Origin of the sequence: Peribacillus frigoritolerans, from assembly GCF_040250305.1 — a bacterium.
Classification (GTDB): domain Bacteria; phylum Bacillota; class Bacilli; order Bacillales; family DSM-1321; genus Peribacillus.
In genome coordinates this window covers 2,802,558-2,815,683 of sequence record NZ_CP158190.1, presented here as the reverse complement: position 1 = coordinate 2,815,683, position 13,126 = coordinate 2,802,558, and the positions used below count along the sequence as shown (strand labels likewise).

Annotated in this window: 12 protein-coding genes and 1 pseudogene; 12 read left to right on the top strand and 1 reads right to left on the bottom strand. The window is 37.7% G+C overall.

Annotation, left to right across the window (positions count from 1 at the left end; all coding sequences use genetic code 11):
• The first annotated feature begins 15 nt into the window (after positions 1–15).
• The 3 genes from ABOA58_RS13855 to uvsE all read left to right on the top strand — a co-directional run bounded on the left by ABOA58_RS13855 (position 16) and on the right by uvsE (position 3,186).
• Positions 16–1,119 carry a GerAB/ArcD/ProY family transporter gene (locus tag ABOA58_RS13855; protein WP_350298850.1) on the top strand — a complete coding sequence of 368 codons (1,104 nt, stop codon included), beginning with the start codon at positions 16–18 and terminating at the stop codon, positions 1,117–1,119.
• Between the two features lie 417 nt (positions 1,120–1,536).
• Positions 1,537–2,040, top strand: coding sequence for a PCYCGC motif-containing (lipo)protein (locus ABOA58_RS13850; RefSeq protein ID WP_350298849.1), 504 nt, complete (start codon positions 1,537–1,539; stop codon positions 2,038–2,040).
• Positions 2,041–2,214: 174 nt separating this feature from the next.
• Positions 2,215–3,186 carry a UV DNA damage repair endonuclease UvsE gene (uvsE, locus tag ABOA58_RS13845; protein WP_350298848.1) on the top strand — a complete coding sequence of 324 codons (972 nt, stop codon included), beginning with the start codon at positions 2,215–2,217 and terminating at the stop codon, positions 3,184–3,186.
• Between the two features lie 249 nt (positions 3,187–3,435).
• Here the strand turns inward: uvsE and ABOA58_RS13840 are convergent, their stop codons facing one another.
• Complete coding sequence (locus ABOA58_RS13840) at positions 3,436–3,987, bottom strand: helix-turn-helix domain-containing protein (RefSeq protein WP_350298847.1); 552 nt, start codon at positions 3,985–3,987, stop codon at positions 3,436–3,438.
• Positions 3,988–4,592: 605 nt separating this feature from the next.
• Between ABOA58_RS13840 and ABOA58_RS13835 the strand changes: the two genes are divergently transcribed.
• From ABOA58_RS13835 to ABOA58_RS13795, 9 genes and pseudogenes are all read left to right on the top strand, one after another.
• Positions 4,593–5,024, top strand: a complete 432-nt coding sequence (locus ABOA58_RS13835; protein ID WP_350298846.1) for a hypothetical protein — start codon at positions 4,593–4,595, stop codon at positions 5,022–5,024.
• Between the two features lie 5 nt (positions 5,025–5,029).
• A complete protein-coding gene (locus tag ABOA58_RS13830; protein ID WP_350298845.1) occupies positions 5,030–6,340 on the top strand; it encodes a sigma-54 interaction domain-containing protein in 1,311 nt (436 codons plus the stop codon).
• 427 nt (positions 6,341–6,767) lie between these two features.
• Positions 6,768–7,922 (top strand): acyl-CoA dehydrogenase family protein, encoded by a 1,155-nt coding sequence (locus tag ABOA58_RS13825; protein WP_350298844.1) that lies wholly within the window; start codon positions 6,768–6,770, stop codon positions 7,920–7,922.
• Positions 7,923–8,129: 207 nt separating this feature from the next.
• Positions 8,130–8,972 (top strand): 1,4-dihydroxy-2-naphthoyl-CoA synthase, encoded by an 843-nt coding sequence (gene menB / locus ABOA58_RS13820; RefSeq protein WP_350298843.1) that lies wholly within the window; start codon positions 8,130–8,132, stop codon positions 8,970–8,972.
• A 17-nt stretch (positions 8,973–8,989) separates the two neighbouring features.
• Entirely contained in the window at positions 8,990–10,627 is a 1,638-nt protein-coding gene (locus ABOA58_RS13815) for an AMP-binding protein (protein WP_350298842.1), read from the top strand.
• 52 nt (positions 10,628–10,679) lie between these two features.
• Positions 10,680–11,426: an SDR family NAD(P)-dependent oxidoreductase gene (locus tag ABOA58_RS13810; protein WP_350298841.1), complete on the top strand. Its 747-nt coding sequence runs from the start codon at positions 10,680–10,682 to the stop codon at positions 11,424–11,426.
• 153 nt (positions 11,427–11,579) lie between these two features.
• The gene (locus tag ABOA58_RS13805) at positions 11,580–11,759 is read left to right on the top strand and encodes a hypothetical protein (RefSeq protein WP_350298840.1); all 180 of its coding nucleotides are present in this window, start codon (positions 11,580–11,582) and stop codon (positions 11,757–11,759) included.
• Positions 11,741–11,877, top strand: a pseudogene (locus ABOA58_RS13800) (3-hydroxyacyl-CoA dehydrogenase family protein); the annotation flags it as partial. The gene ABOA58_RS13805 and the pseudogene ABOA58_RS13800, both read left to right, overlap by 19 nt.
• Positions 11,878–11,971: 94 nt before the next feature.
• Positions 11,972–13,120, top strand: coding sequence for an acyl-CoA dehydrogenase family protein (locus ABOA58_RS13795; RefSeq protein WP_350298839.1), 1,149 nt, complete (start codon positions 11,972–11,974; stop codon positions 13,118–13,120).
• Positions 13,121–13,126 lie beyond the last annotated feature (6 nt).

Genomic DNA, 13,126 nt, shown 5'->3' with positions numbered 1-13,126 from the left:
GGAGGTGAGGATGCATTGCCTAAAATAAAAATTGATGGATTTCAGTTATTTTGTATGATGATCATTTTTATGTTTGGCAGTAATCTACTGCTTATAATAGGAAAGGGTGCCAAGCAGGATGTCTGGATTGTTAACCTTTTATCAACCCTTTTCGGATGTTTACTGTATTTCGTGTATATTTCATTATTCAAAAAATATCCGGACATACCGATGACCGGCTATGTCCGGAAAATTTGGGGTAAATATATCGGCAGCGTATTGAGTTTTTCCTATATCATCTATTTTGTTTATCTTGCTTCAAGAGTATTACGCGATTTTGAAGAATTATTAATTAGCTCCACTTATAGACGCACTTCCATTATAACGCTGGGGATATGCATGATACTTGTTTTAATTTATGGAGTTCATCTAGGATTGGAAGCATTTGCACGTGTTGCATGCTTATGCTTTGCCATTATTATCGTGACCCTTTTGATTTTAAATTTTATGTTTGTATTAGGAGGATATACAAAGTTGGAAAACCTTCAGCCTGTATTAGGCAACGGATGGGGAATGGTATGGAAAGAGTTGATTCCTACAAGTATCACCGTGCCTTTTGGAGAATTGATTACGTTTACGATGATTCTTCCGTACTTGAATAAAAAGAGTTCTGCCGTTAAAGTGGGCTTTTTTGCGATAATTATAGGTGGGATTTCATTAACTCTTAATTCGATCATTCTCTTGTCTGTATTAGGTCCCGAGGCGGTATTAAGGTCTAATTTCCCAGCTCTAACAGCCGTGAGTTATATTAATATCGCTGATTTTATTGAAAGACTGGATACCTTTATACTTGTTTTAATGATCATTTTAGGCTTCATTAAAATTTCGATCTTTTTCTTTTGTGCCATTATTGGCGCAGGGGACTTATTTCAAATGAAACCATCACCTATATTCATTTATCTGGTTGGCGGTGTTATTTTCTTCTCTTCGATAATGATTGCTCCTAGCTATCAGGCTCATATAAATGAAGGGTTAAAAGTCGTCCCTTACCTTTTACATCTTCCTTTACTCATTGGAATCCCCATTTTGTTATTGATAACCGCATATATAAAACAAAAAATTAAACCAGCTGCTTCATGAAGAGGGAGGCTGCCGGTTTTTGATCGCTGAGGATATAAACAAATATAAAAAAATTATGGTATATAACAAGAGCAGAAAGTAATCTTCTCCACGTCCTACTATCAAATATTGTTTAATGCTATAGAAAGAGTGCCATATATTCAAGCCCTGTAGGTTGTCGAGGAGTATAATAAGTAAATACGTGCCTAACAAAATTAACAATGATGGTAGCGCTCTTATCACAGTATCACCTCATTCTTTTATCTTAAAGTGTGGTAAATACTTTAAAATTATGTACGGAGTCGTACCAGAATGGCAATTTAGTCTATGTAGCATGGATACTTGTCATTAATCCTTAAAATTTTGGAACCTAATGCTTGTAGAAATACCTTTCGTACCATAAAATGGGAGTATAAAAAAAGTTCAAGGAGTGTATAAATGAAGTTAAAATTATTGACCGTCACTTTGGGGATCTGTTCTTCTTTAATACTCTCAGGCTGTTCAAGTGAAGAGGAAAGTGTTTTACAAAAAGAAAGCGGTCATGAAAGCCATTCAGAGCATACGGCATCCGGAGATCTTCAGGAGGAGACCAGCAGTAAGGAAATAGCACCGGATTTCTTAGCTGAAAAACCAGAGGATATGAAGACAATCTATTTAGCTGTTGCGCAAAATAAAGATTTACTAGAAAAAATACCTTGTTACTGCGGTTGCGGAGAGTCAGCTAACCATAAAAATAATTATGATTGTTTTATCCATGAGAATAAAAAAAATGGTGAAGTGGTTTGGGATGACCACGGGACAAGATGCGGAGTTTGCTTGGAAATTGCTGCGCAATCCATATTGGACCTGAATGACGGTATGAGCGTCAAAGAGATCCGGAATAAAGTCGATGAAAAATATAAAAGCGGATATGCCAAACCAACTCCTACCCCCGAAGTGTAAGTAAAAAAATTATGAAATTCTAGCTTAAAAATAATAATTTAGAAAAATGGTTTTTGCCCGGTATTCATTCGGAAAAGGCCATTTTTTTGTATTGATGGATTCTTTCACATATATAATATTGGTCACATAGGGGAATACTTCCATTAAACATTCAACGTGAAAGGAGCTATCACTTTGACATTAATCCGCCTCGGTTATGTAGCCATGAGTAATCATGTGCCAAACTGTTCACCATCCCAAACGATGACTTTTGCGCAGTTTTCAAAAATTAAGGACAGAGATGCAGCGATAAGGAAGCTTGAACGCATTTCAATATCCAATCTTCATAATTGCTGGCGTTTACTGATTCATAACGAAGCAAATGATATTCAGTTCTTTAGGCTTTCTTCAAAACTTATCCCTTTAGCCAATCATCCAGAAATTCCAGAATGGGATTACATAGATCCTATTTCAGAAGAACTGGCTAAATTAAAAACATTCATAAAGAATCACCCAAAAATGAGGATAGATTTTCATCCAGACCATTTTGTCATCTTGAATAGTTCAAATATCGATATACTGAAGACATCCTTAAAAACATTAAGGATGCACTATACTTTATTGAAAAAAATGGGGGTGGATCCCGAGCACCGCTGTGTTTTGCATGTTGGCGGCGGTTATGGCGAGCATGTACAGGCATTAGAGCAGTTTATCCATAATTGGGGTTTGATTCCGGAATCGATTCAAAGAATGGTCATTCTTGAGAATGATGATACTACCTATACGTTGTCGGAAACCCTTTATTTGTGTGAAAAATTAGGCATACCAATGGTTTTTGATTATCATCATTACCTCGCACATCAGTTACCAAGTGAAGATTGGAAAGATCATTGGGACCGAATATTGAATACCTGGAGTAATTCCAAGCTACCCCCTAAAATGCATATTTCAAGTCCAAGGTCCGATAAAGAATTTCGAGCACATGCTGATTTTGTGGATACTGGAATGTTCATGGAATTTTTACAACAAATAAAGGGAAGCTTACCACAGCTGGATTGCATGATTGAAGCAAAACAGAAGGATGGAGCACTTTTCCAGTTGATGGATGAGCTGAAAAGTCACAAAGACATAGAGATCATTAATGATGCCAGTTTTTATATTCATTAATTGATTGGGGGAATATTTGACAAAGGGAAAATAAGATTCTCTTTATCAAATATCTATTGTTTACATAACGTTATTATTGTTGAGTTAAAAAGGTAACTTCTCAAAGGAAGTGGGAGTAAGGGTTAGATGATCTTGCATTAATAATTTCTCGTAAAAACTAAATACTATTGTATTCCTATTCACAAGATGTTTACATCCACAATCCTCAAAATTTATTTCAATGTATGTATAAGTTACTCTATTTATCATTCAGTGGATGGTATAAAAGACTACCTGATTACATTCACACACTTCATCACCTAGATTTTGATATACCTGATTAGTATCAGGAGAGAAAGAGATGGCATCTCCTTTCTGTAAGGTGCAAATTTCCCCGCCTATTTCTATGGTTAAAGTGCCAGAATGTACTGTTATTGATTTTAGTCCTTCTATAGGAGAGGACAAATGTGTACAACCTGGTAGCAGGCGAATACGATATGTTTCAAACGGCACACCTGGTGAGGCAAATGTATTATGAGCTTCAAAAAGATCGTTATATTCTTGAAACTTTGGTTGTTCCTCTTCTCGAAGAATTTTAATAGAAGGATTTCTTACAAGAAATGAACCGAATGGAATTTGTAGTCCAGCAGCTATTTTCCACAGTATAGCCACAGTTGGATTTGAGCTGCCCCGTTCAATTTGTCCTAGCATAGGTTTACTAACACCAGTCAGTCCAGCAAGGTCGTCCAAGGATAATTGACGTTGTTGGCGATAAAAACGTAATCGTTGACCAATTTGAATTGATAAAGTTTTTTTTTCCATATATATAGCCCTCCGCGTCTTGATAGGTATTGTTTGTATGTTATATGATATATTAAAGATGTTATAAAATACAAAATGAAAGGTCATTCAATATTAGCTTTATATAGCTTAGCATAAGCACCATCACTATTATAAGATAATCTATTTAAACTGTGATTGGTTACGAAACGAAGTAATGAAGTCGGTCAGTAATTATCGCAAAATTCAATCAATAATTTGTGCTTATGTTGTCATTTCGGTGACAGCAAATCACCATGATTCATGGCCTTTTGTGTAAGTTTATATTAGTTAAAACAGAGGAGACCAAATTATGAACACATATTTAATTGCAGGCAAGCAAGGTATGGTAGCTAAAAATGTATGAGCTCCCATAATAATTACATTTGAACTAGACTTTAAGTACGGAATCATTATAGTTCGTGGGAAAGCAGGCCGTTAATATAAGTGCCCTGAAAGATGCATTGGACAGTTCGATATAAAATGAAATCGAATAGATCTTTGCCGAAGACACCCGGTATGTCTTTTTCTGCATGTGAGTGTATTCTAGCATTTATACCTTTAATATAAAAAAATTCGGAATATATAAACGAGGGAGGGTATGAACCGTGAGTTATACAATTACGGAGTTGTTTACAGGACAAATTGCGCGTTTGCAGCGAACATTTACTGAACAGGACGTAAGATTTTGCAAGGAATTAACTAGAGACTATAGCCCAGTATACGGACTGAATGAAGATATATGGAAAAGTTACTATAGTCAACCAATTGTGCCGGGCTTGTTGACAGAAGGGTTAATTACTCAAGTCATTAGTGAAAAACTCCCTGGAAGTGCCTGTATTTTGCTACAAAAGGAATTGGTTTTTTATCATCCCGTGTATGTAGGAGACGTTATTACTGTGGAGTTGGAGATTATTGATTTAAATTTAAAGAGGAACTGGGTTACCCAAAAGGTTACCTGTTACAATCAGGCTGGTAATGAAGTAATCAAAGGACAAGTTGTCATTTTTGTTTTATCCAATGAGAAAATGGATAGGTGATCAAAATGAAGAAACTTAATCTGATAGACCAAACCGAAGACTGGGGCTTTATTGAAGTTGATGAGGGCGGATTATTGATCGATATTAGTTCGGATTTTTGTGAAAATTTTCTGATTGATAAAAAAGACTGGTTAGGAGCTTATGCAAAGGAAGTTATCCAAGGAACCCATTACCGTAAGCATGCGAAGGTATTATTTGGAGTCGTTTTTGGCTATTCATGTTTAATTAGAGTAATGAAAATGAAAGAACATAAGATTTATCGGGTGATTGTCCGTCAAGAAGATGTTAATCATTATGAAATGGCTTCGTTTATGAATTCTCTGGATATCTTAAAAAGGAAGAAAAAGTCAACAGGTCAGAATCGATATAGTTTTGAAGAGATTATCGGTAAAGGTTCGGCGATTGAGGAGATTAAAGAGTTGGCAGCCCGTATCGCAACAAGTAATTCTACTGTTTTATTGACGGGAGAAAGCGGAACAGGGAAGGAATTGTTTGCTCAAGCGATACACGGATTAAGCACGAGAAAAAATAATCCTTTTGTGGCGGTGAATTGTGCTGCTATCCCCGATGAATTATTTGAATCGGAAGTTTTCGGATATGAGCCAGGAGCGTTCAGTGGTGCGAAAAAGGAAGGCAAACCAGGGAAAATCGAGATGGCCCAGCATGGTACTCTTTTTCTGGATGAAATATCAGAACTCCCCTACCAAGCGCAAGGAAAACTTCTTCGTGTATTACAGGAAAGAGAAGTGGAACGACTCGGTGGAACAGGGAGTAAAAATGTCGATATTCGGATTATCGCTGCAACGAACCGGGATTTGAGAACACTTGTTCAGGAAGGGAAGTTCAGGCAAGATTTATTTTATCGATTATACGTCTTTGATTTGAAAATTCCTTCACTTCGGCAAAGAAAAGAGGATATTATTCCATTAGCCCTCTTTTTCATCGAATATTTTAATGAGAAATTGGGTGTTCACGTAAAATTCATCGATTCTAAGCTACAAGAGAGGTTATTAAGTTATGAGTGGCCTGGTAATGTACGTGAATTAAAAGCCTATATTGAACGCGGAATGAATTTGGTCTTGGGAGATACTCTCACGATAGACGATTTACACATTTCACCTAATGTGTCTTCAGATGTAATAAAAAGAACGCCGACTCCCATTCAAAGTTTAGAAGAGGAAGTAAAGTGCACGGAAATCAACGCAATTCAACGTGCATTACAAGAAGCGAATGGTGACCGAACTTTGGCTGCACAAAAACTAAAAATACATATTGCTAGCCTTTACCGTAAAATTGCAAAGTACAATCTAAAATAATACGTTTAAGAGGATGCAAACGGTATAAAAAACACATGCGTTATTCATTCTCCTGAAAGGACCTGGTATGAAATCCAGTAAAATCAAAGGATTTCGTAACGGTTCTTTTCATTTTTTTGTGATCGGTTTGAGTCTTATGGGACAGTCTTTTGTGGTTGTAGTTATGACCATAAATAGTTTGCTTTTACAATCTGCAAATGTCTGAATGTTCTAAATTACTAAGGGTGGAGGGATATGAAAACTTAATAATGATAGAAGTGTCACGTTACCTTCTTTTTTGTGCTTGTTGGTATCTTTTCGCAAATGTACTTCGCAAATTTGCGAACGATATCACTTTTGCGAATTCGAACCAGGAAGGAATGCTATTTTTCCAGGGAAACAAGTTGGCACGAAACTTGCAATAATAAAAGTAAAGGGAGGAATTACATTGTTAAACTTTTCATTTACAGAAGAACAGGATTATTTTCGAAAGATGCTAAAAGAATTTGCAAAGGAGGAGCTGCTTCCTAATTATACAAAGTGGGACAGAGAGGGGATTACGCCAAGGCATTTATGGAAGAAGCTTGGTGAGTTAGGTGTCAATGGTCTTCGAATTCCGGAAGAGTATGGGGGAACCGGTGCAGATTGCGTGACAACTGGAATAGCTGCCGAAGAAATTGGAAGAGGTGATTTCAACCTTACCTATTCTGTTATGTTGAATGGATTAATTGGAGAAATTATCAATAATCATGCACGTGAAGAGCTTAAGCAAGAATGGCTTCCAAAAATTGCAAGTGGTGAAAAAATTGTCGGTATTGCTATAACTGAACCATCGGCAGGTACTGATGCTGGAGGAATAAAGACAACAGCAGTACATAAAGACGGCGTGTATGTTCTGAATGGAGAAAAATCTGGAATTAGCGTTGCGACTGTTGGTGATGCATTTCTTACCTTTGCAAAAACAAATCCTGAACTAGGGAACAGAGGAATTAGTGCATTTATCATTCCAGCAGATCTTCCCGGTGTTGAATGTAAAGCATATGAGGATATGGGGAATATTCCAATAGGCAGGGGATCTGTTTATTTAAATGAAGTTAAAGTACCCGAAGAAAACTTAATCGGTATGGAAAATAAAGGTTTCTCTCAAGTGATGAATGGATTTGATTTAAGTCGGTTGTTAATCGGATTGCAATGTGTGGGTGCTGCAAGCCAAAGTTTAGACGAGACGATCGAACACGTGAAAATGAGACATTCTTTTGGCAAACCTTTAGCAACCTACCAAGGGGTATCATTTCCAATCGTTACGCACTTTACCCAATTAGAACTAATAAAGTGGCAGGCATATAGGGGTCTCTGGCTTCGTGATCAAGGGTTAAATCACTCAAAGGAATCAGCATCTGTCAAATGGTTAGGACCAAAATATAGTGCGGATGCAATTCATGAATGTTTATTGTTAAATGGACATTATGCTTATACGAAAGAGATGCCGCATGAGCAACGTTTGCGTGATGTAATTGGCCTAGAAATTGGTGATGGAACAGCACAAGCTAATCAAATGGTCATTGCAAAAGATATCATTGGAAAAGAATTCCGTTCCTATTAATCTAGGGCCGCCTATTTGATAAAAACAATAGATTGCAATTCTATCTTCCAAAGACTAAAAAGGAAATTTACAAGGGCTGAAGTAAAAAATGGAGTTTATTGTAAAAAAGTGGATCATGGAAAAGGTTCGCTGCATAAATGAACAGGGTGATGAGGTCATTAAAGGAAAAATTATTCTTAAACTACTTTAATAATGGAGGGATTCAAAATGAAACAAACAGATACTCTATCTGAAAAAACAGATGGAATTGGCAAATTGACAGATGTTATCTACAAAAAAAGCAATGGAATTGCAAAGATTACGATCAATCGACCGAACGTTTATAATGCATTTCGGGGAAGAACGATTAAAGAGTTAATTTGGTCGTTCCGTGATGCATGGGACGATAACCGAATTGGTGTGGTTGTCTTAACTGGAGCAGGAGAAAAGGCATTTTGTGTCGGTGGGGATCAAAAAGAAAAAGGAGATGAAGGTGGATACGATTATTCTGGAGGTTTAGGCGGTGGAATGGGCTTAGAAATTGAAACATTACATCAAACGATTCGCAATATACCGAAGCCAGTTATTGCTGCTGTTAATGGATTTGCGATTGGCGGTGGACATGTCTTGCATGTGATTTGCGATTTGACTATTGCTTCAGAATCAGCAAAGTTTGGACAAAGCGGACCGAAAGTAGGCAGCTATGATGCTGGATTTGGTTCTGCCTATCTAGCAAGGGTTGTTGGGGAAAAGAAAGCAAGGGAGATCTGGTATTTATGTGAACAATATACGGCACATGAAGCAAAAGAAATGGGTCTAGTCAATAAAATCGTTCCTGCTGAACAATTGCAGCAAGCAGCAGAAGAATGGGCTGGAAAAATTCTCGAAAAAAGTCCGACTGCACTTAAAATGCTTAAATACTCATTTAATGCGGATAGTGCCAACATCCAAGGGATTTCACAGTTATCGATGGGTAGTTTAGCGATGTTTTATAACACAGCAGAATCAGAAGAAGGAAAAAATGCTTTTCTTGAAAAAAGACCAGTAGACTTTAAAAAGTTCCGAAGATAAAGAGGGGGCTAGATGCTGTGAAATTGGAAACGATCTTGAGTCAGGAGTATATCGAAAAATATCAATCTATTTGGCCAAATAGAACGATTATCGATTATTTAAATGATGCAATAGCAAAAGATCCAGAGAAAATGGCCATAATTGATAAAAAGAGCCGCTATACGTATAGGGAGCTTGGTAAACTTGTGGATCGGGTGGCATTAGGCCTGCTTGAAATTGGTATAGAAAAAAGAGATGTCATCTCGTTCCAACTGCCTAATTGGAGCGAGTTCATTATTCTGCATTATGCGGTAACAAAAATTGGTGCCATTAGCAATCCTCTCATTCCGATTTACCGTGACCGGGAAATTGGCTACACGGTCGGCATGGCAGAGTCGAAAATGATTGTTGTTCCAGGTGAATTTCGTGGGTTTGATTACCCGGCGATGATTGAAAGGTTAAAACATCAGTGGCCAAGTATGCAACATGTTTATGTGGTTGGGGATAACGTACCAAAAGAAATGAAACCGTTTTCTGAATTGATTGATCAACCGTGGGAAGAGAGAAAAGATCCTGCTATTCTAGACAAAATCACCCATGATCCGAATGACGTGACGGAAATAATCTTTACGTCTGGAACGACTGGAAATCCAAAGGGAGTGATGCATACACATAATACGCTCTGTGTTTCCACGAATTATTGGATTGATCGCTTACGCTTAACATCTGATGATATCATGTTCATGGCGTCGACATTTGCCCATCAAACTGGATTCGGTTATGGCGTGAGGTTGCCGACACATATTGGTGGAACAGGGGTTTACCAGGATATTTGGAATCCAAGTGAATTTCTTAATTTGATAGAAAAGGAGAATATTACATTTACAGCTGGTGCTACACCATTCCTGCAAGATACAGTTCAACTTAAGAATCTTGATCATTACAAGATTGATTCACTTCGTATCTTTGTTGCATTAGGAGCTCCGATACCACGAAATTTGGTAAAAGAGGCGACCGAAAAAACGTCCATTAAAATTTTGTCTGGCTGGGGACAAACCGAAGATGGCTTGGTCACTTTGACAAGAATTGAAGATCCAGAAGAAAAGCTGATTGAAACGGATGGTATTCCTTTTCCAGGTATGGAGTTAAAAGTAGTTGATAGAAAAGGGGAAATTTGTGAACCACATGAAGAAGGCGATTTGCTTGCAAGAGGTCCCTCCTTGTTTGTTGGCTACTTAAAACGATTACAGGAAACCCTTTCGGAATATCATGAGGGCTGGTTTATGACAGGTGACCGTGCAGCGATGGATGAAGATGGTTATATCCGAATTTGTGGACGGAGTAAAGATATCATCATCCGTGGTGGGGAAAATATTCCCGTCATGTATATCGAAAATGTCCTGTATGAGCATCCAGATATATCTGATGCCCAAATTGTTGCCGTTCCGGATCCGCGTCTTCAAGAAAAAGCATGTGCATGCATCACCATGAAACCAGGGAAAACGCAATTGACAATGGAAACCATGAAGGAATTCCTTTCAGAAAAAGGGATCGCAAAACAATATTGGCCAGAACATCTCGAAATTTTCGAGGATTTCCCTCGTACAATGAGTGGGAAAATTCAGAAATTCCATCTCCGGAAAATGATGGACGAGAAGTTAAAAGAAAAGATTTAAACAAGATATTGACAGAAATGAACCAAAATTGAATAAGTCGGGAGGAAAAATGATGAGTCAACGAGTAGCATTTATTACCGGTGCAGGTAGAGGGATTGGAAAAGAGATCGCGTTAACATTAGCGTCAAAGTCCAATAAAATAATCGTTACAGACATCAACATTGAAAATGCTCGAGAAACGGTTTCTATTTTAGAAAGCGAAGGGGCGGAAGCACTTGCTGTCTATTGCGACGTCACGAAGTTAGAAAGCGTACATGAAGCAGTCAAAGCATCTATTGATTGTTTTGGACGAATTGATATTTTGGTGAATAACGCAGGATGGGATAAGATTGAACCTTTCTTAAAAAGCGAACCAAGCACATGGAAAACAATTATTGACATTAATTTGATGGGTCAAATTCATACATGTAAAGAAATATTGCCGATCATGATTGAGAATGGTTATGGGAAAGTTGTGAATATCGCTTCAGATTCAGGAAGAGTCGGTTCTAGTGGTGAAGGAGTATATTCAGCCGCAAAAGGCGGGGTGATTGCTTTAACAAAAACATTAGCTAGAGAAATGGCGAGACATAAATTAAATGTCAATTGTATTTCACCAGGCCCAAGTAATACACCATTGATTCAGGAAATTGGCTCGTATAATGAGGGCATTGTTTCAGCGTTAGAAAAAGCCATACCATTCAGGCGATTGGCAGAACCAAGTGATCTTGCAAATGCGGTAGCGTTTTTCACTTCAGAGGAAGCAGATTATATTACAGGACAAACGCTCTCCGTTAATGGTGGATTAGCGATGTGTTAATAGCTTTCTAGAGGTATAGGTCTTTTTACAATTAACATTTCAAAAATGCCTTGTATCAATATCAATAGAAAACCTCTACAGGCAAATAACACGAATGAATTTTCAATACTATTTTTGCTTATTGGGGCTAAACCAGGATAAAAGTTTTATCATATGGAGGAAGATCATGAATCCGGTATATTCAGTCAGAGCGCCGATTGGAAAATGGGTGGTACTTTAACTGATGTGTCAGTAGACTACCTAGCAGCAAAGGTTATTCAAGCGGTAGTTGATCGATCATATATCAAGAAGTACGAGAATAATGAAGTGATTTTGCTGAAGATATCGATATAGCGATTAAACTTGGTTAAATCATCCTATAGGTCCCCTGGAAATGGCTGGACTTGTTGGTTTAGACAGCCGTCTCCAAAATATGGAGTATCTTTTTCACAGTTTAGGGGATAGGTATCGACTATAAGCATTAGCTTGTTAAATACGTGAAAGCAGCGTTTGGTCAGGAAGTCTGGGCAGTGATTTTAGCCTTATAATCGAGAGGACGTGAAGGTATGAATTTCGAACTAACTGAGGATGTAAAATTATTAAAACAAGGAATTCGGAACTTTATTGATAATGAAGTAGATCCGCAGGCGATGTTAATTGAAGAAAGTAATGAAATTCCAGGAAGTATAATGGAAAAATCAAAGCAAATGGGATTATTTGGACTTCATATTCCAGAAGAATATGGCGGACTGGGACTCGATATGGTAGGGAAGTGTGCTGCACTTGAAGAATTGGGAAGAACACATAATGGATATACAACAGTCATTGGTGGGCATACCGGCATTGGGGGTGTCGGCATTGTTGAAATGGGAAATGATGAACAAAGACGCAAATATTTACCCGACATGGCAACCGGAGATAGAATTGGTGCATTTGCCTTAACAGAACCAAGTGCAGGCTCACATGCTACTAATCTGAAAACAACGGCCGTAAAAAAAGGGGATAAATATATTCTGAATGGAAGTAAGCATTATATTACTAACGCACCGATTGCCGATATTTTTACCGTAATGGCGGTGACCGACCCTTCTAAAGGCTCAAAAGGCATCACTTCTTTTATAATTGAAAAGGATTTCCCAGGGTTTCAAATTGGAAGCATTGAAAAAAAAATGGGCCTTCACGGGTCACATTCATCGGAAATATTCTTAGAAGATTGTGAAGTTCCGGCTGAAAATGTTTTAGGCGAAGAGGGACAAGGCTATGTAAACGCATTAAAGATTCTGGCAAATGGACGTGCAGGAATGGCTGCGCGAAACTTAGGATCAAGTGATAAATTACTCGAAATGTCGTTAGATTTTTCTCATATGAGAATCCAGTTTGGAAAGCCGATTTTCGAGCAACAAATTATTCAACATTATTTGGCAGATATGGCAATGGAAATAGAAGCATTGCGGTCTATGACCTACAGAATAGCATGGATGGTGGATCAAAATATGAAAGTGATTAAAGAAGCAGCCATGGTTAAATTATTAGGTTCTGAAACGTATAATCGGGTTGCAGATAAAGCTGTACAAATTCATGGGGGAATTGGTTATATATCAGAATACCCAATTGAAAGATTTTACCGTGATGCCCGAATTACAAGAATTTACGAAGGAACCTCTGAGATTCAGAAGAATATTATTGCTGCTCAGTTGCATCGCAAATATCAATAAAGGGGG